20 protein-coding genes are annotated in these 19,037 nt (G+C 63.5%); 13 read left to right on the forward strand and 7 right to left on the reverse strand.

Annotated features, from left to right (window positions below):
• Positions 1 to 22: 22 nt before the first annotated feature.
• Positions 23 to 985: a GlxA family transcriptional regulator gene (locus AB4Y31_RS16315; RefSeq protein ID WP_368674803.1), complete on the reverse strand. Its 963-nt coding sequence runs from the start codon at positions 983 to 985 to the stop codon at positions 23 to 25.
• Positions 986 to 1,103: 118 nt separating this feature from the next.
• Between AB4Y31_RS16315 and AB4Y31_RS16320 the strand changes: the two genes are divergently transcribed.
• From AB4Y31_RS16320 to AB4Y31_RS16345, 6 genes are all read left to right on the forward strand, one after another.
• Positions 1,104 to 1,904 carry an SDR family NAD(P)-dependent oxidoreductase gene (locus tag AB4Y31_RS16320; protein WP_368674804.1) on the forward strand — a complete coding sequence of 267 codons (801 nt, stop codon included), beginning with the start codon at positions 1,104 to 1,106 and terminating at the stop codon, positions 1,902 to 1,904.
• Between the two features lie 102 nt (positions 1,905 to 2,006).
• Positions 2,007 to 2,420 carry a hypothetical protein gene (locus AB4Y31_RS16325; protein ID WP_368674805.1) on the forward strand — a complete coding sequence of 138 codons (414 nt, stop codon included), beginning with the start codon at positions 2,007 to 2,009 and terminating at the stop codon, positions 2,418 to 2,420.
• Between the two features lie 215 nt (positions 2,421 to 2,635).
• Complete coding sequence (locus AB4Y31_RS16330) at positions 2,636 to 2,953, forward strand: DUF4148 domain-containing protein (protein WP_368674806.1); 318 nt, start codon at positions 2,636 to 2,638, stop codon at positions 2,951 to 2,953.
• A gap of 369 nt (positions 2,954 to 3,322) precedes the next feature.
• Positions 3,323 to 4,024 (forward strand): cytochrome c biogenesis CcdA family protein, encoded by a 702-nt coding sequence (locus AB4Y31_RS16335; RefSeq protein WP_368674807.1) that lies wholly within the window; start codon positions 3,323 to 3,325, stop codon positions 4,022 to 4,024.
• Position 4,025: 1 nt separating this feature from the next.
• Positions 4,026 to 4,568 carry a thioredoxin family protein gene (locus AB4Y31_RS16340; RefSeq protein ID WP_368674808.1) on the forward strand — a complete coding sequence of 181 codons (543 nt, stop codon included), beginning with the start codon at positions 4,026 to 4,028 and terminating at the stop codon, positions 4,566 to 4,568.
• A gap of 29 nt (positions 4,569 to 4,597) precedes the next feature.
• The gene (locus AB4Y31_RS16345) at positions 4,598 to 5,023 is read left to right on the forward strand and encodes an organic hydroperoxide resistance protein (protein WP_368674809.1); all 426 of its coding nucleotides are present in this window, start codon (positions 4,598 to 4,600) and stop codon (positions 5,021 to 5,023) included.
• Between the two features lie 160 nt (positions 5,024 to 5,183).
• Here the strand turns inward: AB4Y31_RS16345 and AB4Y31_RS16350 are convergent, their stop codons facing one another.
• Genes AB4Y31_RS16350 through AB4Y31_RS16365 form a run of 4 tightly spaced genes read right to left on the reverse strand, consistent with a single transcriptional unit; the run spans position 5,184 to position 7,753 of the window.
• Entirely contained in the window at positions 5,184 to 6,503 is a 1,320-nt protein-coding gene (locus tag AB4Y31_RS16350) for a sensor histidine kinase (RefSeq protein WP_368674810.1), read from the reverse strand.
• Positions 6,500 to 7,243: a response regulator gene (locus AB4Y31_RS16355; protein WP_368674811.1), complete on the reverse strand. Its 744-nt coding sequence runs from the start codon at positions 7,241 to 7,243 to the stop codon at positions 6,500 to 6,502. The genes AB4Y31_RS16350 and AB4Y31_RS16355 overlap by 4 nt, the downstream gene beginning before the upstream one ends.
• A 7-nt stretch (positions 7,244 to 7,250) precedes the next feature.
• Positions 7,251 to 7,373 (reverse strand): hypothetical protein, encoded by a 123-nt coding sequence (locus AB4Y31_RS16360; RefSeq protein WP_368674812.1) that lies wholly within the window; start codon positions 7,371 to 7,373, stop codon positions 7,251 to 7,253.
• Complete coding sequence (locus AB4Y31_RS16365) at positions 7,370 to 7,753, reverse strand: GFA family protein (protein WP_018438632.1); 384 nt, start codon at positions 7,751 to 7,753, stop codon at positions 7,370 to 7,372. Before AB4Y31_RS16365 ends, AB4Y31_RS16360 begins: the two co-directional genes overlap by 4 nt.
• 330 nt (positions 7,754 to 8,083) lie before the next feature.
• On the opposite strand from AB4Y31_RS16365, the gene AB4Y31_RS16370 reads away from it, so the two are divergent.
• From AB4Y31_RS16370 to AB4Y31_RS16390, 5 genes are read left to right on the forward strand one after another with little or no spacing between them, the layout of a single operon-like run.
• Positions 8,084 to 9,211 (forward strand): substrate-binding domain-containing protein, encoded by a 1,128-nt coding sequence (locus tag AB4Y31_RS16370; protein WP_018438633.1) that lies wholly within the window; start codon positions 8,084 to 8,086, stop codon positions 9,209 to 9,211.
• Between the two features lie 49 nt (positions 9,212 to 9,260).
• Positions 9,261 to 10,811, forward strand: coding sequence for a sugar ABC transporter ATP-binding protein (locus AB4Y31_RS16375; protein ID WP_368674813.1), 1,551 nt, complete (start codon positions 9,261 to 9,263; stop codon positions 10,809 to 10,811).
• Positions 10,812 to 10,815: 4 nt separating this feature from the next.
• Positions 10,816 to 11,835: an ABC transporter permease gene (locus AB4Y31_RS16380; RefSeq protein ID WP_368674814.1), complete on the forward strand. Its 1,020-nt coding sequence runs from the start codon at positions 10,816 to 10,818 to the stop codon at positions 11,833 to 11,835.
• Between the two features lie 7 nt (positions 11,836 to 11,842).
• Positions 11,843 to 12,301, forward strand: coding sequence for an ABC transporter permease (locus tag AB4Y31_RS16385; protein ID WP_368674815.1), 459 nt, complete (start codon positions 11,843 to 11,845; stop codon positions 12,299 to 12,301).
• Positions 12,301 to 12,837, forward strand: coding sequence for an ABC transporter permease (locus AB4Y31_RS16390; protein ID WP_368674816.1), 537 nt, complete (start codon positions 12,301 to 12,303; stop codon positions 12,835 to 12,837). Before AB4Y31_RS16385 ends, AB4Y31_RS16390 begins: the two co-directional genes overlap by 1 nt.
• Here the strand turns inward: AB4Y31_RS16390 and AB4Y31_RS16395 are convergent.
• On the reverse strand, positions 12,831 to 14,576 hold the full coding sequence (locus AB4Y31_RS16395) for an FAD-dependent oxidoreductase (RefSeq protein WP_368674817.1): 1,746 nt from the start codon (positions 14,574 to 14,576) through the stop codon (positions 12,831 to 12,833). The two genes, AB4Y31_RS16390 and AB4Y31_RS16395, sit on opposite strands and share 7 nt — an antisense overlap.
• A 178-nt stretch (positions 14,577 to 14,754) precedes the next feature.
• On the opposite strand from AB4Y31_RS16395, the gene AB4Y31_RS16400 reads away from it, so the two are divergent.
• Both AB4Y31_RS16400 and fusA read left to right on the forward strand, forming a co-directional pair.
• On the forward strand, positions 14,755 to 15,297 hold the full coding sequence (locus tag AB4Y31_RS16400) for a DUF488 family protein (RefSeq protein WP_368674818.1): 543 nt from the start codon (positions 14,755 to 14,757) through the stop codon (positions 15,295 to 15,297).
• Positions 15,298 to 15,485: 188 nt separating this feature from the next.
• Positions 15,486 to 17,537, forward strand: coding sequence for an elongation factor G (fusA, locus tag AB4Y31_RS16405; protein ID WP_368674819.1), 2,052 nt, complete (start codon positions 15,486 to 15,488; stop codon positions 17,535 to 17,537).
• Between the two features lie 66 nt (positions 17,538 to 17,603).
• Here the strand turns inward: fusA and AB4Y31_RS16410 are convergent, their stop codons facing one another.
• The gene (locus tag AB4Y31_RS16410) at positions 17,604 to 18,959 is read right to left on the reverse strand and encodes an MFS transporter (protein ID WP_368674820.1); all 1,356 of its coding nucleotides are present in this window, start codon (positions 18,957 to 18,959) and stop codon (positions 17,604 to 17,606) included.
• Positions 18,960 to 19,037: the final 78 nt, after the last annotated feature.

The raw sequence follows: 19,037 nt of genomic DNA on the forward strand, positions 1-19,037 counted from the left end.
AGACTGCTGTCATTGAACTCGATCATATCGTGTTCCCACTGCCGTCGACGCGCGCATCGCGTCGCACGGCCTGCGGCGGCAAACCAAAGCCGCGCATAAACGCCTCCCGCATATGGCGACGATCGCGGAAACCCGTTTCCTTCGCGATCGTATCCAGCGGATGCCGGCTTTGCTCGATCATCAGGCGCGCGGCTTCGAGGCGTAGTCCTTCGATCGCCTTGGCCGGTGATTTGCCCGTTTCGAGCGTAAACACGCGGCTGAATTGACGCGGGCTCAAGTGGACAGCCTCGGCCAATTCCTCGACGGTCAATGGTCGGCTCAGGTTCTTGCGCGCATAGTCCAACGCACTCTGGATGCGATCGGACTTCGGCGCAAGATCCAGCATTTCGGAGTGCTGCGACTGCCCGCCCGATCGCCTCTGATGCATGACCAGCTTGTGGGCGACGGATCGAGCGACATCCGCACCGAGATCCTTCTCCACCATCGCGAGCGCCAGGTCGAGGCCCGCGGTCATCCCGGCAGACGTCCAGACGGAACCGTCGACGATATAAATGCGATCGTCTTCGACGCGAATGTCAGGAAAGCGCTTCTGCATTTCTCGCGCGAAAGCCCAGTGCATCGTTGCGCGCCGCCCGGCGAGCAACCCGGCTTCGGCCAGCACGAATCCGCCCGTGCAAATGCCCGCGATGCGCCGCGCGCGCTCGCCCGCTTTGCGCAGGAATGAGAGGACCTCGGCAGGCGCGGATGAAGTGGTCGGATCGATGACGCCCGCCACGATCCACGTATGAACTTCGCGGCGCTCACGCACCGACCGGGTGCCGACAACCATGCCCAATGACGAACGCACGTCGCCTCCGTCGACCGAAAAATTGTCGAGCTCATAGAACGGATCGCCCGTCGCCACATTCGCGCACTCAAAAACGGCCTGTGTGGCGAGCGCCATGACCTGGAAGCCGTCGCTCAGAAGAAAGCCAATCCGATGCATGTCCGTTCTCCCGCCCCTGTGTCCTGAATCAATACCTTATACGTCATTTACGCCACAGTCAAACCGCGTCAAAGTGTCCTCACGCAATTCCTTGCAACGTTCTAATCGGAGAAACGACATGAAGCAAGCACATCAAGGCACAGCCCTCATCACTGGCGCATCGTCGGGCATCGGCGCCGTCTACGCGAACCAGCTGGCCCGCCGCGGCTACGACCTCATTCTCGTCGCGCGCAACCGCGACCGTCTCGCCGCGCTCGCCGCGCGCATCGGCGACGAGACGCGCCAAAGCGTCGAGATCGTCGATGCAGACCTGAGCGACCGGAACGACCTCTCCGCCGTCGAAGCGAAACTCAGGCAGGACGCGAGCATTACGCTGCTGGTCAACAACGCCGGCGTGGGCACGCACACTCCACTGCTCGAGAGCGACGTCGAAGCGATGACGAAGATGATCGATCTGAACGTGACGGCACTCACGCGTCTCACTTATGCCGCGGTACCTGGCTTCGTGGCGCGCGGCAAGGGCGCCGTGATCAACATCTCATCGATTGTCGCGATTGCGCCGGAGGTTCTCAACGGCGTCTACGGCGGCAGCAAGGCGTTCGTGCTGGCCTTCACTCAATCGTTGCACCACGAACTCGCCGACAAAGGCGTGCAAGTGCAAGCGGTTTTGCCGGGCGCCACGGCCACCGATTTTTGGCAGACAGGCGGTCTGCCGCTCGAAAACCTTCCGAAGGAAATCGTCATGTCGGCTGAAGCGATGGTCGACGCGGCGTTGACCGGCTTCGATCGGCGCGAACTCGTCACGATTCCGTCGCTGCATGCGGTGGAAGAATGGGACGCTTACGAGGCGGCGCGCTTGACCATGTCGCCGCATCTCACGAGCAACGTCCCCGCACCGCGCTATACGGTCGCGCAATGATGCTGCTTTCCGCAGTCGTATGAATCCCGCCGAGAGCGGTGCCCGGTGCGGCGTTGGCAACACAACCCGTTCATCGGCACGCCCTCGGCAAACTAGAGAACCATGATGGAAAACGCTAAACGATGGATGACGGCGCTCATCGCAGCGCTCGTCACAGTGACGTTCCAGACTGCCGAAGCTGCCGACGCCAATCGGCACGATCCGGCTCCGACGACGGTGGCTCGTCATGCTCCCGGAAATTCGCCGATCAGGTTGCGGGTCGAAGCTCCCACTGGGCGCATCGAGCAACTCGCCTATCGACCCGGACGAGGTTGGAGTTCCTCCGCGCCTGCCGGTTCCGACGCCGAGCCGGCCGCCGAACGCGCCGTACGTGCGGATGCGGAAGGACGCGATCGGAACGCGGGCGGAAGCCAGCCCACGAGCGTATTCATCGACGGTCCGACCGGCTACACGTATGTTTGGAATCGCGACAAGGGCTGGACGTTCGTGGGTCGCATCAGCAACCACATCGAGTAATCGCCGCGGTCGCGGCCAGGAAGGGAGCGCTACGACGGCAAAGGCTGAAACCTCCAACGCTCCCTGCACGGCATCGGCCGGGATTGTTCTGCGCCGCGAGCCAGTGATTTCACGAAGCAGGCATTTAACTCATAAGCCAGCATGCTTAGACTGCGAAGCACCTGCTGCTGATATCGAATCACAGCTCACTTGAACAGAACTAAGGAGGTTACACCATGAACTCGCTCATCAAAGCCGTTGCCGTCGCGCTCGCCATCGCCGCTCCCGTCGCGTCGTTCGCGCAATCGAATCAACCCATCACCCGTGCGCAAGTTCGCGCGGATCTCGTGCAACTCGAAAAGGCCGGCTACTCGCCCACCCGCGGCGCCGATCCGTACTATCCGAGCGACATCCAGGCAGCCGAAGCGCGCGTCGCCGCGCAAAACGGCAGCGCAGCGGGTGCGGCCGATGTCGGCGGCGTAAGCACGGGCTCGGCCGCTTCGGGCCACGCCAGCGATACGACCGGCACGAAGTCCATCTACTTCGGGCAATAAGATCCAGTACCACGAGCGGGCGACTTGATCGCCCCGCTCTCATACGCCGCGCTAATTGCGGCGTGGAGTCCCCCACTAAAGGCCGGCACGGAGCGGCAGCTCCGCCGCCGGCCTTTGCTGTTTGCCTCGCCCGTCTAGCGTAAAAAGCATCGGGCTCATCGACGCTTCGCTACTCCGCTTCGTCGCCCTTCTGTCGTTCGGTCCGACCCATCCCGTCGGCTTCGCAGATTTGGACAAACGCCGGATTGTGTCGCAATGTATCCGAGCCGAGTATCGATACAAAGCATTGCAACGAAGCGGCGTCGGCGACACAAGCGAGATACGTAAGGGCGCTCCAATACAGCATGCGCAAAACGAGGAGCGCCAATCATGCACAATCTGCTCGAACCCCCTCTGGCCCTGCTCGCAGGCCTCTTCACAGTAGCTTCGCCCTGTGTCCTGCCGGTCATGCCGATCCTGCTCGGTACGTCGGTGGAAAGGCCGAGCCGCGGGCGCCCGCTTCTCATCATCGCGGGCTTCATCGTTACATTCACGTCCGTCGCGCTGATGCTCGGTGCCGTCTCTACCGCGGTTCACGTCGCGCAGAGCGCACTGCGCGATACGGCTATCGCTTTGCTGGGATTGTTCGGACTGTTGCGCCTCTGGCCTCGCCCGTATGACTGGCTGGTCGCACGCATCGCCCCTTTGTTGCAAGTCGGCTCAGGCACGTCAGCCGGCAACGGCAACGCAGGCGGCTTCGTGCTGGGCATGTCGCTCGGCGCCGTATGGACACCGTGCGCGGGCCCGGTTCTCGCATCGATCCTGGTGCTCGTCGTCAAAGCGCAGAACCTCGAATGGTCCGCGCTGCTGCTGATCCTGTATGCCGTCGGAGCCGCCATTCCGATGCTCGCGATCATCTACGGCGGCCAATACATGGTCCGTCATGTACGGCTCGTCGCGCGGCACGCCGAGCGTCTCCAGCAATTGTTCGGTGTACTGATCATTCTCACTGCGCTCGCGATCTATCTGCAATACGACGTGCTCGTCTACGGCTGGATCTCGTCGTTCTTTCCTTCGTTCAAAGGAGTTTGACATGCTCTCTCGATTCAAGGCCCTCGCGGCGGCGGCGGTTGCCGTCGCGATCGCGGCCGCGGTAGCCACCGCCGGTGGCACCGCGACAGCCGGCCAAGCTGGGAACGGCAAGACCGCGCCCGAATTCACCGGCATCGACAACTGGATCAACAGCCCGCCGCTGACGCAGCAACAGCTTCGAGGCAAGGTGGTGCTCGTCGATTTCTGGACTTATAGCTGCATCAACTGCATTCATACGCTGCCGTACGTCAAGACCTGGTACCAGAAATACAAGGATCAGGGTCTTGTCGTGGTGGGCGTGCATACGCCCGAATATCCGTTCGAACGCAGCACCGATAACGTCAAGACCGCGATCAAGCGCTTCGGCATCGAATACCCCGTCGCACAAGACAACGAATACGCGACCTGGAACGCGTACAGCAATCAGTATTGGCCCGCTTTCTATCTGATCGATAAGGAAGGCCGTGTGGTCTATACGCACTACGGCGAAGGCGAGTACGCCCAGACCGAGCAGCAAATCCGCAATCTTCTTGCACAAAAGTAAGCACCTTCTCAACACCCAACCAACGAGGAATGACAATGACCACGACTGTCCTTTACACAGGCAAGACTCACACGACCTCCGGAGGCCGTGACGGCACATCGCGCAGCGACGACGGCCGGCTCGACATCGCGCTTTCGTCTCCCGGCAGTGCCGGAAACGGCACGAACCCCGAGCAATTGTTCGCGGCCGGATGGTCGGCTTGTTTCATCGGTGCAATTGGGCTCGCGGCGAAGAAAATGAAAGTGGCGTTGCCGCCTGATCTCGCCGTCGATGCCGAGGTCGACTTATGCAAGGCCGGCGACGCCTACTCTTTGCAGGCCCGCCTCAACGTCAGCATGCCCGGAGTCACACGAGACACCGCGCAGGCGCTCGTCAACGCCGCCCATGAAACCTGTCCCTACTCCAAAGCGACACGCGGCAACATCGAAGTGACGCTGAACGTCGTTGCAGCGTAGGACTCGTTCTTCCCACGCCAGAGTGTTTTTCCGTGTTTGTCCGCCGTGGGTGTCCGAAGTCGGACTCGGCGCGCTTGAAGTTCGATCCACCGAATCGATCGATTCGAACCATTCGAACGGCAAGCAGCCGAGTCCCATTCACTTCTTCAGCTTGCAGTCTTCAACTAGCGCTCTTCAGCGTGAGCGTTGCAGCAAGCCCGCCCTCAGGCAGGTTCGCCAGGCTCAACGTCGCATCCATCGCGCGCGCGAGTTGGCGGGCAATCGCGAGTCCGAGGCCCGTGCCGCCCGTATGGCGATTGCGCGACGCTTCAAGCCGGTAGAACGGTTCGAACACCGCCTCCAGCGATTCGGCCGGTATTCCGGGGCCGCTGTCGAGCACCGAAATAGCGACACGCCCATCGGGCAACGCGTTGACGTCGATGGTGGCGGTTCCCCCGAACTTGAGCGCGTTGTCGACGAGGTTGCCGACGATGCGACGCAACGCCTGCGGCCGCGCCGTCACCGCAAGCGCGGCGCGGCTGCCCATCGATACCTGCGCGCCTGCGTCCACATAGTCGTAGACGATGCTCTCGAGCAGCGCGTCGAGGTCGATTTTGCGGGGCTCCTCTCCCGTGCCGTGGAGCGTGCGCGCATAGGTCACGCCCTCCTTCACGAGGTTTTCCATTTCCCGCAGATCCTGCTGCAGCTTGCCCGCCCGCTCCCCATCGTCATCGACGTCCAGCCGCAGGCGCATCCGCGTGATCGGCGTTTGGAGATCGTGCGAAATGGCCGCCAGTATCTGCATCCGCTCGGCCGTGTAGATCGCGATGCGCTCCTGCATTGCATTGAACGCCCGAGCCGCGCGCGCCACCTCCGAAGGCCCTTCCTCCGACAGCTTAGTCGGCTTCAGCTCGGGTCCGAGCGCATCGGCCGCGCTCGCAAGCGCCGCGAGGGGTCGCGTCGCGATCCGCACCGCAAGCCAACAGCAAGCAAGGAGCACCGCAAGCTGCAGCATCAACCCGAATGGCAACCATCCCGAGAGCGGGAGGCTCGACATGGGGTGGAAATCGATCGTGAGCGGCGTGCCGTCCGTGAGCCGCAGATGCACTTGAAGATGATCGTGCTCGCCAGGCACCGCGTTGGCGGTCACCGGATATCGCGTGCCGACGCCTTCTTCGATCGCTTGCGCGATTCGCGCCGAAAGCTTCTCGTCAGGCGTGCTGCCCGCGATGCCCGGGCCGAGCACGAAACGGTAGGTGCGTCTCGCGAGCCGCGGCAGCCACGCCTCCCTTTCATCCGGCCGCATCCGATCGAGCAAGGCGACTGAGGTCGTCACTTCCCTGTCGATGTAGCTGACCATCATGCTCGTCGTGGTCTGATCGCGCTCGGTCACCGTCAACCAGAACGACATGCCCTGGGCCAGCGCGAGTCCGATCGAGAGAATCAGCGCCAGTCGCGCGAATAGCGTGCGCGGCCAATGCCAGGCGCCGAAAAGCTTCATTGCCCCGGTCCGTCCACGGCCGTCACGGCCGCGGAGAAGACATAGCCTTCGCTGCGCAGGGTCTTGATGTAACGCGGCTCGCGCGCGACGTCGCGCAACCGCTGGCGCAACCGGCTGACGAGCAGGTCGATCGAGCGATCGAACGCGTCGGCCTGCCGTCCCTGCGTCAGATTCAACAGCTGATCGCGCGTCAAGACGCGCTGAGGGTGATCGAGAAAGACGCGCAACAGACGATACTCGGCACCGCTCAACGCGACCATCGTTCCTTCCGAGTCGAGCAAGTGGCGCGCGGTGGTATCGAGCCGCCAATCGCCAAACGCGAGGATGTTCGCCGTTTCGGTCACCTGCATGCCTGGCGGCAGCATGCGCGTGCGGCGCAAGACGGCACGCACGCGCGCTAGCAGCTCGCGCACGGCGAACGGCTTCGCGAGGTAATCGTCGGCGCCCATCTCGAGCCCCACGATGCGATCGGTCTCTTCACCGCGCGCCGTCAGCATCAATACGGGCGTCGCGCGGTGCTTGCCAGCACGCAGATCGCGGCAAAGGACAAGCCCGTCTTCGCCAGGCAGCATCAAGTCGAGCACGATCAGGTCGGGCGCTCCGCCTTCGAGCACCTGACGCATCTCGCGACCGTTCGCCGCCAGCGACACGCGCATGCCGTTTTTCTCGAGGTAGTCGCCGACAAGCTCGCGGATGCCGCGATCGTCGTCGACGACCAGCACATGGTCGATTTTGTCCATGAGCGGATCATACGCCGCGCCGCTTGACGCGCACCGGACTGGCACTCACGAGCATGCACTGCACTGGATGCGCGAGTTCGGCCGCCAGGCCACCCACGAGGAACGCAGCGATCGCAAGGAGGCGTTTCATGCGTCCTCCGCGACAGACAGGCTCGCGCCATCGGCAACGGTAGCTTCGAGCGCATAGGGGTCGACGCCTTCCAGACAGCCCACATTGACGCGCCAAAGCTTCGGGTTCATCCGCGTCTGATGAAATGTATAAACACCGCAATGCCGGCAAAAATAGTGCTTGGCCACGTGCATGTTGAATTGATAGAGCGTCAGCGCATCGTTGCCGCGGACAATCGTCAGATGGTCCGCTTCGAACGGCGGCGACATCAGCGCACCCCGGCGTCGGCAGAGGCTGCAGTTGCAGCGCGTCGCGGGCTGTAGCGCGGTGCGCACCTCGAACTGCACGGCCCCGCAGTGGCAGGATCCGTGCAGCGGCGCATCGTCATCGGTATGGCTCATGACACTCTCCAATGATGGTGATGCTCGCTTTATACCGCGAAGGCCGCCGCGGTTTGTATCTCCGTGTATCCGGCCGATCCGCCGACACAAAACGTTGCACTTGCCCGGCGAGCAAACGACTGGAGGTCCGTCCGGCTAGCGAAGCGGCGAACTCGCTACGCCTCGAGCCGAGCTATGGCGCCACCTTTCGATCACGCCACCTTTCAATTTCAGGGACGTCCCATTAAGTGGTAGGGTTGCGGTGCCGCTTGACAGGTCTTTCGCCACTCATCTAACGTTTTCGGATCAGGCGGTACTCACCTGGTCGATGGGGGAAAATCAATGAGAAGCATGCAGAAAGTTCTGTATCCCACGGCAACTGCAATACTGATGACGGTGGCATTGTCATTATCGACGCCGGCTTTTTCCGCCGGTCCCAAGGTAGTCAATGGGCCCGGCGCGGAGCCAGGCTGCTTCAAGCCGGAATCGGCCAGCACGAAATTCTTCCAGTGGCCAGCGAAGCCGGGGCCTTACCGAATCGCGCTCGTGAATGGGTTCATCGCCAACGACTGGCGCGTCCAGATGATCCGGGTCGCCAAGGCCTATGTCGCCCAGCCCGCGGTGAAGAAGGACATCAAGGAATTCAAGGTCGTCTCGGTCGGCCAGGACGTCGCCGCGCAGATCGCCGCCGCCAACAATTTCATCGATCAGGGCTTCGACGCGATCATCGTCGACGCCAATAGCGCCGCGGCCTTCAAAAGCGTGGTCCACAAGGCCAATGCGAAGGGCGTGGTCGTCGTATCGTTCGATAACGTAATCGACAGCCCGGACCAGATCTCGGTCAACGTGAACCAACTCGGTCTCGGCGAAATGGCCGCCAAGTTTCTGCTGGAAAAAGCCAAGAAGGCGGGCGATCTGACGTTCCTGCATGTCCGCGGCCCGTCCGGTCAGCCGGTGGACCTCGCCCGGGACAAGGGCTTTCATGACGTCCTCGACAAGTCGGGCCGCAAGGTCAAGGTGGTCGACGTCATCGGAAACTGGGCGCCCGGGGATGCGCAGAAGGCGACCGCCGACGCGATCGCCGCGGGTGGCGTGTTCGACGGCCTCTACGTTCAGGGCGGAACGCAAGGCGCGGTGCAGGCGATGCTCGACGCCAACAAGTTCAAGGCGCCGATCTCCGGTGAGACGGAGAACGCTTACCGCATGCTTTGCGACAAGGCCGATCTCACCTGCCAGTCCGGCGGCACGGGCCCGGCGCAGAGCGCCGTGGCCATCAAGACCGCGATCGCCGCGCTCAAGGGCGACGCAATCCCACAAAGCATCGCGCTGCCCACGTCCGTCGATTACTCACCGTTCAAGCCGGGCGAGAACGTCTTCCCGAAACTGCCGGGCAGCTTCTTCGCCGGCAACAACTTCCCAAGCTGCAATATCGGTTTCTCGGCCGAGGAAATCGCGACGCAAAGCGGCACGAACAACTGAACCGGAGCGCGGCGGCGATCGCCGCCGGGCGGGAGGGAGACGCGACACGATGGTGGAGCAAACGCCGGGCTCACTGCTGCGGGTCGAGGGGGTATCGAAGCACTACGGCGGCGTCCGGGCGCTGCAGGACGTGCAATTCTCCTGCCGCGCGGGCTCGATCCACGCCCTTTTGGGCGAGAACGGGGCGGGCAAGTCCACGTTAATCAAGATCCTCTCCGGCGTCGTGCGGCCCGACAGCGGCCGCATCTTTCTTGGCGGCGTGCCGGTCAGCTTTGACACGCCCAAAGCGGCAGCGGACGCGGGCATCTCGTGCATATTCCAGGAGCTTTCGCTGCTGCCCGATCTGACCGTGGCCGACAACATCTGCATCGCCGACCGGCGGCGCCGGTTCGGGCTGATCGATCGAGCGGCCGAGCGGCGGCGGGCCGAAGAGATGCTGGCCATTATCGGCGGCGAGGACATCCACCCCGCCGCCCCGGTCGGCAGCCTGCCTCTGTCGCGCCAGCAGATGGTTGAAATCGCCAAGGCGCTGGCGCGGCGGCCTAAAGTGCTGATCCTCGATGAAGCGACGTCGGCGCTGACGGCCGCCGATGTGGCGAAGGTCTGCGCGCTTCTCAAGCGCCTGCGGGCGGAAGGGATGGCGATCATCTACATCTCTCACCGGATGCACGAGATCGCCGAGCTGGCCGACGAATGCACGGTTTTCCGCAATGGCCGCTACATCGAGACGTTCGCGGCCGGCACCCGCTCGGACGATGCGATTGTCGAAATGATGATCGGCCGGGAATACTCGAGCGCGTTTCCGCCGCTCGGCGGGACCCGGCGCGAAGGAACGCCGGCGCTTGCGGTCCGCCATCTTTCCTGGGCCGGCGAATTGAACGATGTCTCGCTCGAAGTCCGTCCGGGCGAGGTGGTCGGGTTAGGCGGGCTCGACGGTCAAGGCCAGCGCGAGTTCCTGCTGGCGCTCTTCGGCGCACTGATTGGAGTGGGCGGCGAGATCGAAGTGGCCGGTAAGCCGGTCAAGATCACGAGCCCCCGGCGCGCGAAGTCGGCTGAGCTCGGGCTCGCGTTGATTCCCGAAGATCGGAAGAACGAAGGCCTGATGCTGCCGATGACGGTGCGCGAAAACCTGTCCTTCGCCGCGCTCGACGCGGTCAGCCGTTTCGGCCGGATCGACCGTAAAGCCGAAGCGGCGTTGATCGACGCGCTGGTGCGCCAGCTCGCGATCAAGTCGGACGGGCTCGATGGTCCCGTGGCCGCGCTTTCGGGCGGCAATCAGCAGAAGGTCGTGATCGGCAAATGGCTGATGACTAAGCCGCGCGTCGTGCTGCTGAACGACCCGACGAGAGGCATCGACGTCGGCACTAAGCAGGAGATCTACCAACTGCTGCGGCGGCTGGCGGAGCAAGGAACGGCCATCCTTTTCTATTCCACCGATTACGATGAACTGATTGGATGCTGCGACCGCGTGGCCGTCTTCTACGATGGCACGATCACGCGGATGCTGGAAGGTGCCGAGCTGACCGAGCACAATCTGATCGGCGCCGCGCTGAACCTGACGTCGGCGGCCAGGCGGCCCGCTTCGTCCGTCGCGAGGTAGCCGAATGAGCGTCGAGCGAGGAATGATCATGACGAGCAGGCGGCGCGAGGGAAGCTGGCGCTACGGGTTGGCGGCGCATCGCGGCGCGCTTGCCGCCGCGGCCATCTTCGTCGCCATGTTCGGCGTCTACGGGGCGGCCCAGCCGATGGGGCTCACCGTCGATGTCGTCAATACGGCGGCCAACAAAGGCGCGCTGCTCGCGCTCGTGGCGATGGCGCAGACGTTGCCCGTGCTGACCGGCGGCCTCGACCTTTCGGTCGGCATGATCTTCATGCTCGCCAATTGCCTCGCATCGACGATCGTCACCGGCGATGCGGCGACGACCGCCCTCGGCATCGTCGGCGTGCTGGTCGCGGGCCTCGCTTGCGGCGGGTTGAATGGATTGATCGTCGTCTACGGTCGGCTGCAGCCGCTCATCGCGACGCTCGCGACCAGCGCGATTTATTTCGGCGTCGCGCTCGCCCTGCGTCCTCAGCCGGGCGGCGACATCAACGGCGATTTCGCCGACCTGATGACGCGCTCAACCTACGGCATCCCGTCCTCGGTACTGTTGATCGTTGCCGCTCTCATCTTCGTCTGGATGCCCTACCGCAATTGCACGCTCGGACGCGCGGCCTATGCCGTGGGCTCCTCCGAGCAGGCAGCCTACATGTCCGGTGTTCCGATCGCGCGCGCGAAGCTCTGCGCCTACACCCTTGGGGGGCTTTTCGCGGCACTGGGCGGGCTTCTGCTCACCTGCATCACCTATTCCGGCGAGGCGCGAGCCGCGCTCGGCGGCGATTACACGCTGAATTCGATCGCCGCCCTCGTGATCGGCGGCACGTCGCTCTTCGGCGGCTCGGGCGGTGTTGTCGGCTCCGTCTTCGGCGCGTTCGTCATGCGCACGGTGGGCGATCTGCTCATCGTCTTCAATATCAATCCGGTGCTGCAACCGCTGTTCGTCGGGGTCGTCCTGCTGTTCGCGGTCAGCCTCGGCTCGCTGCGCCTGCTGCGCATCCGCAACAAGCTCGACCTCTATCGGTAGAAGCCAGATGCTTCGCTCCTTGCCCAAGATCGACGCCGCGACGCTCATCGCCTTCGGCTGCATCGTTTTACTGCTCGCGGTGGGCGCCGCCGCCAAGCCGGGGTTTCTCTCGGTCGGATACCTCGCTCAGCAACTTCAAGTCGCCTCCTTCCTCGGCACGATCGCGACCGGGGAGATGATCGTGATCCTGATGGGGCAGATCGATCTCTCGATCCCGTGGACGATCGCCATGGGCGGCATGATGGCCACTGGTGCCACGGGCATTCTCGGCCCCGGCCTTGGCGTACCGCTCGCGATCCCGTTCGGGATTTTCTGCGGTCTCGTCGTCGGCCTCGTGAACGGCCTGGGGGTGGCCTATCTGCGCGCGCCTTCGATGATCTTCACATTAGGCATGAATGCCGTCGCGCAGGGCCTGATGTCTATCACACCGGCGGCTTCGCGCCGCAGGATCGCGCCACCGGCCTGATGATCGAGCTCGCCGGCGGCCAGCTCCTTCCCGGCATGCCCAATCCGCTGCTGGTATGGATCGCCGTCGGGACGGTCACGGTCTATATGCTGACGCGCACGAAGCTCGGCCGGCAGATCTACGCGATCGGCAATCGGGAGCGGGCCGTGTTTCTCTCCGGCGTCGACAGCCGGCACGTGATGCTGATCGCCTTCGCGCTCTCCGGCGCCTGCGCCGCGGCCGGCGGCGTGCTGCTCGCCGGCTGGGCGAATCGCTCTTACCAGGCGATGGGCGATCCGTATCTGCTGCCTACGATCGCGGCGATCGTGCTCGGCGGCACCAACGTGCTCGGCGGCCGCGGCACTTATCTCGGCACCATCGCCGGCGTGATCCTGATCACGCTATTGCAATCGATCCTGTCCGTGCTGCAGCCGCAGGATTATTTCGCGGAAATCGGCGTCCGTCTGCCCGCCGACGTCTTTCGCCAAGTGGTGTTCGGACTCGTGATCATCGTGATGATGATGCTCTACGGTCGCGAGAAACTAATGCGTCAATGAACGGCGCGCTCGCCCCGCTTTTCGGCAAGGTAACCGTGTATTTGCGCGACCACGGCGGCGCCTTCGCCGACTGCCGATGCGACACGCTTGGTCGATCCGGAACGGACGTCGCCGATCGCGAAGATCCCCGCCACGCTGGTCTGTAAGGGCATCAACGGCGACCCCTCGGCACCGGTGCACGTGATGACGAACCCCTTTGTATCGACCGACACGCCGCACGTGTCGAGCCAGCCGGTGTTCGGCTCGGCGCCGATGAAGACGAATAGATGATGGATCGCCACGCTGGCCTCCATGCCGCCGGCGCCGCGATAGTGGACGCGCTCGAGACGCGCGTCGCCCTCGAGCGACGTCAGCTCGGTGCGCGTATGCAGCGTCAGGTTCGGCAGAGAGGTGACCCGCTCGATCAGATAGCGCGACATGCTGTGCTCGAGGCTCGGGCCACGAATGAACATGTGCACATGATCGGCGTGCGACGCGAGAAAGACCGCCGCCTGCCCCGCCGAGTTGCCACCGCCGACGAGCAGCACCGGCTCCTTGCGGCACAGCCTCGCCTCGAGCGGGGTGGCCCAGTAGTAGACGCCGCATCCCTCGAACTGCGCGAGCCCGTCGACGACAGGACGTCGATATTCGGCGCCCGTCGCAATGACGACCGTGCGCGCGGTGACGCGCTTGTCGTTGGCGAGCTCGACGACGAACGGTTGCCTGTCGCAATACAACGCCTTGACCTCGCACGGAATGCCGATATGCGCGCCGAACTTCTGCGCCTGGACGAAGGCGCGGCCCGCGAGCGCCTGTCCGGTAATGCCGGTGGGGAAGCCCAAATAGTTTTCGATGCGTGAGCTGGTGCCGGCCTGGCCTCCGGGTGCGCGGCAATCGAATACCGCGACCGACAATCCCTCGGATGCCCCGTAGACGGCCGCCGCGAGTCCCGCCGGGCCGGCGCCGACGATCGCAACGTCGTAGATATGGGTCGGATCGAATTCCGGAATCAGACCGAGGCACGAAGCGAGTTGGCCCGCGTCGGGGTTCCGCAAGACCGTCCCGTCCGGACAGACGGCGAGCGGGAAGTCGTCGGCCTGCGGGGTCAAGTGCTCGAGCAGCGCGATGGCTTCCGCATCCTGCTCCGCGTCGAGAACCGTGCTCGGAAAACCGTTGCGGCGTAAAAAGCCCTGCAGTGCCAGGAGTCGCGGGTTGCCGGCCTCACCGAGAAGCACGACACCCTGCCCGCTCTCGATCACCCAGACGCGCCTCAAGATCAGCGCCCGCATGATCTTTTCACCAAGCTCGGCTTCACCGATCATCAGCGCGCGCAGGCCGTCGGGCCGAACCAGCAAGACCTCGACGTCTTCGACGACGTGCGCATCCACCACTGCCGGCTTGTTCGAGAGCTGACTCACGTCGGACGTGAATTCTCCGCGCAGCGTATAGGTGTGGATCAGGCGTTCGTGGCCCAGTCCATCGCGGCCGACTATGCGGATCTTGCCCGACAACAAGACGAACATGCCGGGGCAGAGGCTGCCGGCGCGGTAGAGCAGTTCGCCCTTCGCGTAGCGCGATAACGTGCCGAAGCGACGCATCCTGTCGAGCTCCGCATCGCCCAGAACCGGAAAAATCTGGTGGTAACGAGGATGCTCGCGGATGCCCGGGCCGTCCCGGGATTCAACGTCATCCGTCGGGCCTGCATTGCCAGCCGGCCTGTCGACGGGCATCCCGCCGTCGCGCGTCGATTCGCTGCTCATCGTGGATTCTCCGAGCGTCGTCGAATATCGAGTATCGCGGCCGATTCTGACATCTTTGTTTGTCGCCGGATAGCCGAAATATCGGCCCGCGCGCAGCGGCGCCGTTGCGAAATGACGGGAATCAATCGTGGTTGGGATCGACAAACGCTATGTGTCGATTCGACGAGCGCTGACCGCTATGTCGCAGCCCTTTTTCACGATCGGACATTCGACCCGGAGCTTGAGCGAGTTCATCGACATGCTCAAGAACTCCGGGGTGGAACTGCTCGTCGACGTGCGCAGCTTCGCCAGGTCGCGCACGAACCCGCAGTTCAATGAGGAAACGCTGCCGGGCGCCCTCCAGCCGGAGGGCATCGAGTACCTGCATCTGAAACAGCTCGGCGGACGCCGTGGCAAGGCCGCGGGAGCGCACGCTTCGCCGAACGCCTATTGGACCCATCCGGCGTTTCGCAACTATGCCGACTATGCGACGACCGAGGCGTTCAGCGAGGGGCTGCAGACGCTGATCGAGCTCGGAAGCAAGCGTCGTTGCGCGATCATGTGCTCGGAGGCCGTCTGGTGGCGCTGCCACCGTCGCATCATTGCGGATTACCTGCTGGCTCGCCGCAAGGACGTCCGCCACATCATGGATGCGCACCACGTCACGTCCGCCACGATGACCCCGGCCGCTCGCCCTCAGTCCGACGGTACGCTGCTGTATCCGCCGGAAGAAGAAGAGTGACGCCTGGCGAGCCGTTACCGGGGCGCCCTTTCGTCTGAACTGAGAACCGCATGCCGGCAATCGTCTCGCCGCGGGCCTTTGTATCCGCGATCGAGGCGCGAGGTTCGATCAGGCACGAATACCCTAGCTAGCCGGCCGCGTCTTTTTCACCAATAATGCGCGATAACGATTGCAGGATAGGGGAGGACATGGAATACCAACCCGAAGCCATCCGTACCATCGCATTGGTCGGCCACGCCGGTTGCGGCAAAACCTCGCTCGTCGAAGCGCTGCTGCACGAGGGCGGCGCCGTCCATACGGCGGGCAGTGTGGAGCGCGGCAGCACCGTCTGCGATTTCGATCCGCTCGAGCGCAAGTACCACCACTCGTTGAGTTCCGCGATCACCCACCTCCACTACCGCGACACCCGCATCTACCTTCTCGATACCCCCGGCTACCCCGACTTCTCCGGCCTCTCGATCGGCGTGCTGCCCGCTGTCGAAACAGCCGCGATCGTCATCGACGCGCGCACCGGCATCGAGATGACCACGCGCCGCATGATGGCCTCCGCCGAGGCGCGCAAGCTCTGCAAGATCATCGTCGTCAATGGCATCGACGCAGAGAAGGTCGATTTGCCCGAGCTGCTCACGCAAATCCAGGAAACCTTCGGCAACACGTGCCTGCCGATCAATCTGCCGGCGCAAGGCGGACAGGCCGTCGTCGATTGCTTTTTCAATCCGTCGGGCGAGTCCGACTTTCTCTCCGTCGAGTCCGCGCACAACGCGCTCGTCGATCAGGTCATCGAACTCGATACGAAGCTGATGGAGCTCTATCTCGAGCAAGGCGAGGCGATTCGCCCCGAACAGCTGCACGAGCCTTTCGAGCGCGCGCTGCGCGAAGGCCATCTCGTCCCCGTTTGCTTCGCGTCCGCCGCGACGGGCGCCGGCATAAGAGAACTGCTCGACGTGTTCGTTCGATTGCTGCCGAATCCGCTCGAGGGCAACCCGCCCCTCTTCTACCGCGACGTCGATAGCCGCCGCGAGACGGTGCAGGCCGAACCGGACCCCGACAAGCACGTGCTCGCGCACGTCTTCAAGATCGTGATGGATCCCTACATCGGCAAGATGGCCGTCTTTCGGATTCATCAGGGCACCGTGCGACGCGACAATCAGCTCTATATCGGCGATGCGCGGCAGCCGTTTCGCGTCGCGCATCTGATGTTGCTGCAGGGCAAGGATCATGTCGACGTCGCGCAAGCCGGTCCCGGCGATATCTGCGCGACGGCGAAGGTCGATGAGATCGACTTCGATGCGGTGCTGCACGACGCGCCCGAAGACGGCAACATTCATCTCGCTCCCCTCGCCTTCCCGACGCCGATCTATGGGCTTGCGATCGAGCCCGAACGTCGAGGCAACGAGCAGCGTCTTTGGGAGCTTCTTCAAAAGCTGGCCGCGGAAGACCCGTGCCTGAGGATCGATCACCCGGTCGGCACGAACGAAACGGTCGTTCGCGGGCTCGGCGAGCTGCACCTGCGGCATATGCTCGAGCGCCTCACCGATCAGTACAAGCTCGCCGTCGTCACGCGGCCGCCGAAAATCGCCTACCGCGAGACGATCGGCACGAAGGCCGAGGGACATCATCGGCACAAGAAACAAACGGGCGGGGCCGGCCAATTCGGGGAGGTCATGCTGCGCGTGGAGCCGCTGCCGCGCGGCGTCGGCTACGAGTTCGTCGACGCCGTCAAAGGCGGCGCGATTCCGGGCCAGTTCATGCCGGCCGTCGAGAAAGGCATTCTTCAGGTGATCGATGGCGGACCGCTCGCCGGCTTTCCGATGCAGGATGTGCGCGTGACGGTCTTCGACGGCAAGAGCCATCCCGTCGATTCGAAAGAAGTCGCGTTCGCCACCGCGGGGCGCAAGGCATTCATCGATGCGGTACTGAAAGCGCAGCCGATCCTGCTCGAGCCGATCGTCAACATCGAGGTCATGGCGCCCGAGGCGGTGATGGGCGATATCATCGGCGATCTGTCGTCGCGGCGTGCGCAGGTTCAGGGCACGCGCAACCTGGCCGGTCACATGTGCGTCGTGATGGGGAAGGTGCCGCTATCCGAGCTGGCCGACTATCAATCGCGTCTCAATGCGCTCGCGGGCGGGCACGGCAGCTACAGCATCGAGCTCAGCCACTATGACCCGGTGCCGCCGAACCAGCAGGAACGAATCGCCTCGCAATTCAGGAAGCAAAGCGAAGCCGCCGCCCAGTGAGTGCTCGTGCAACGGAGCGTCAGCCACTCATCGATTCGATGGCAGCGGCTGACGCCCCATGAGGACTCACGTATCGAGAACCCTTTTGTGACCTCCTTCGTCGTGTCCCGCCGGTTCGCCGGCTCGGCCCTCGAGCGCGGAATCGTGATGCAGCAGCAGCGCCGCGACGACGCCGACCAGGCCCGCCCCCGCGAGACAAAGCAATCCCGGGCCGAAGCTGCCCGTACTGTCCTTGATCCAGCCCATCGCATAGGGGCCAAAGAACCCTGACAGGTTGCCGATCGAGTTCACGACCGCGATACCGCCCGCGGCGGCCGCGCCCGAAAGGAACGCGGCCGGCAAGGTCCAGATGACAGGCAGGCAGCCGAAGATGCCGAAGCCCGCGATCGAGATCGCGATCATCTTGGCGACAGGATTGTCGATCACTGCCGCGCCCGCGATGCCGGCTGCCGCGATCAGCAATGCAACGGCGACATGGCGCTTGCGCTCGAGCTTCCGATCGGAGCGGCGTCCCCAGAAAATCATGCTGAACACACCGACTGCGTACGGCGCCGCGGTGACGAAGCCGGTCTGCAGGTTCGTGAGGCCGAAGCCTTTTACGATCTGCGGCAGGAAAAAGCTGAGGCCGTAGTTGGTCGCGACGGCACCAAAGTAGATCAGCGCAATGACGAGGACGCGCGGGTTAAACAGGGCCTCCACTACGTTGAACTTGCGCACTGCCTCACGTTGGCTGCGCTCACGCGCCAGCCGGGAGACCAGCCATTCGCGCTCGTCGGCTTCGAGCCAGGTCGCATCGGCAGGTTTGTCCGTCAGGTAGAGCACGACGACGAACGAAAGCAGCAGCGCCGGCAATGCCTCGATCAGATAGAGCCACTGCCAGCCGGCGAGACCGGCAATGCCATCCATCGACAGCAGTGCCCCCGAAATCGGACTGCCGATCACCGTCGAGAGCGGAATCGCCACCATGAAGTAGCCCACCATCCGCGCGCGATACTTCGCGGGAAACCAAAGCGTCAGCAGGAAGATGATCCCCGGAAAGAATCCCGCCTCTGCGATGCCGAGCAGAATCCGCAATATGTAGAAAACGTGCGTGGTCGATAGCCCTGTATAGCGAGCGATGTTGGGGATGAACGCCATTGCGCCCGCAACGACACCCCATGTCAGCATGATCCGCGCGATCCAGCGGTGCGCGCCGAACTTTTCGAGCAAAAGATTCGACGGCACTTCGAAAAAGAAGTACGCAATGAAGAAAATGCCCGCGCCGAAACCGAATGCGCTCGCGGTAAGCCCGATGGCCTTGTTCATCTCCAACGCCGCGAAGCCGACATTGACGCGGTCGAGATAAGCCACGAAGTAACAAAGGATCAGGAACGGGATGAGGCGCGCCGTGACGCGCGCGATAGTGCGTTTCTCTAAATCCATTGGTTGTCTCCTCTGGTTAGCGCGTCGAACGCGTTGTCTCTCGACGCTTCGGTCGATGGATGGACCGGTTCCAAGACT

It is taken from the genome of Trinickia sp. EG282A (assembly GCF_040965455.1).
In the GTDB taxonomy this organism is placed as follows: domain Bacteria; phylum Pseudomonadota; class Gammaproteobacteria; order Burkholderiales; family Burkholderiaceae; genus Trinickia; species Trinickia symbiotica.

Excerpts from the sequence above, each read along its gene's own strand:
- AB4Y31_RS16315 (WP_368674803.1), bottom strand. The coding sequence starts at position 985 with ATGCATCGGATTGGCTTTCTTCTGAGCGACGGCTTCCAGGTCATGGCG.
- AB4Y31_RS16320 (WP_368674804.1), top strand. The coding sequence starts at position 1,104 with ATGAAGCAAGCACATCAAGGCACAGCCCTCATCACTGGCGCATCGTCG.
- AB4Y31_RS16325 (WP_368674805.1), top strand. The coding sequence starts at position 2,007 with ATGATGGAAAACGCTAAACGATGGATGACGGCGCTCATCGCAGCGCTC.
- AB4Y31_RS16330 (WP_368674806.1), top strand. The coding sequence starts at position 2,636 with ATGAACTCGCTCATCAAAGCCGTTGCCGTCGCGCTCGCCATCGCCGCT.
- AB4Y31_RS16335 (WP_368674807.1), top strand. The coding sequence starts at position 3,323 with ATGCACAATCTGCTCGAACCCCCTCTGGCCCTGCTCGCAGGCCTCTTC.
- AB4Y31_RS16340 (WP_368674808.1), top strand. The coding sequence starts at position 4,026 with ATGCTCTCTCGATTCAAGGCCCTCGCGGCGGCGGCGGTTGCCGTCGCG.
- AB4Y31_RS16345 (WP_368674809.1), top strand. The coding sequence starts at position 4,598 with ATGACAATGACCACGACTGTCCTTTACACAGGCAAGACTCACACGACC.
- AB4Y31_RS16350 (WP_368674810.1), bottom strand. The coding sequence starts at position 6,503 with ATGAAGCTTTTCGGCGCCTGGCATTGGCCGCGCACGCTATTCGCGCGA.
- AB4Y31_RS16355 (WP_368674811.1), bottom strand. The coding sequence starts at position 7,243 with ATGGACAAAATCGACCATGTGCTGGTCGTCGACGACGATCGCGGCATC.
- AB4Y31_RS16360 (WP_368674812.1), bottom strand. The coding sequence starts at position 7,373 with ATGAAACGCCTCCTTGCGATCGCTGCGTTCCTCGTGGGTGGCCTGGCG.
- AB4Y31_RS16365 (WP_018438632.1), bottom strand. The coding sequence starts at position 7,753 with ATGAGCCATACCGATGACGATGCGCCGCTGCACGGATCCTGCCACTGC.
- AB4Y31_RS16370 (WP_018438633.1), top strand. The coding sequence starts at position 8,084 with ATGCAGAAAGTTCTGTATCCCACGGCAACTGCAATACTGATGACGGTG.
- AB4Y31_RS16375 (WP_368674813.1), top strand. The coding sequence starts at position 9,261 with ATGGTGGAGCAAACGCCGGGCTCACTGCTGCGGGTCGAGGGGGTATCG.
- AB4Y31_RS16380 (WP_368674814.1), top strand. The coding sequence starts at position 10,816 with ATGAGCGTCGAGCGAGGAATGATCATGACGAGCAGGCGGCGCGAGGGA.
- AB4Y31_RS16385 (WP_368674815.1), top strand. The coding sequence starts at position 11,843 with ATGCTTCGCTCCTTGCCCAAGATCGACGCCGCGACGCTCATCGCCTTC.
- AB4Y31_RS16390 (WP_368674816.1), top strand. The coding sequence starts at position 12,301 with ATGATCGAGCTCGCCGGCGGCCAGCTCCTTCCCGGCATGCCCAATCCG.
- AB4Y31_RS16395 (WP_368674817.1), bottom strand. The coding sequence starts at position 14,576 with ATGAGCAGCGAATCGACGCGCGACGGCGGGATGCCCGTCGACAGGCCG.
- AB4Y31_RS16400 (WP_368674818.1), top strand. The coding sequence starts at position 14,755 with ATGTCGCAGCCCTTTTTCACGATCGGACATTCGACCCGGAGCTTGAGC.
- fusA (WP_368674819.1), top strand. The coding sequence starts at position 15,486 with ATGGAATACCAACCCGAAGCCATCCGTACCATCGCATTGGTCGGCCAC.
- AB4Y31_RS16410 (WP_368674820.1), bottom strand. The coding sequence starts at position 18,959 with ATGGATTTAGAGAAACGCACTATCGCGCGCGTCACGGCGCGCCTCATC.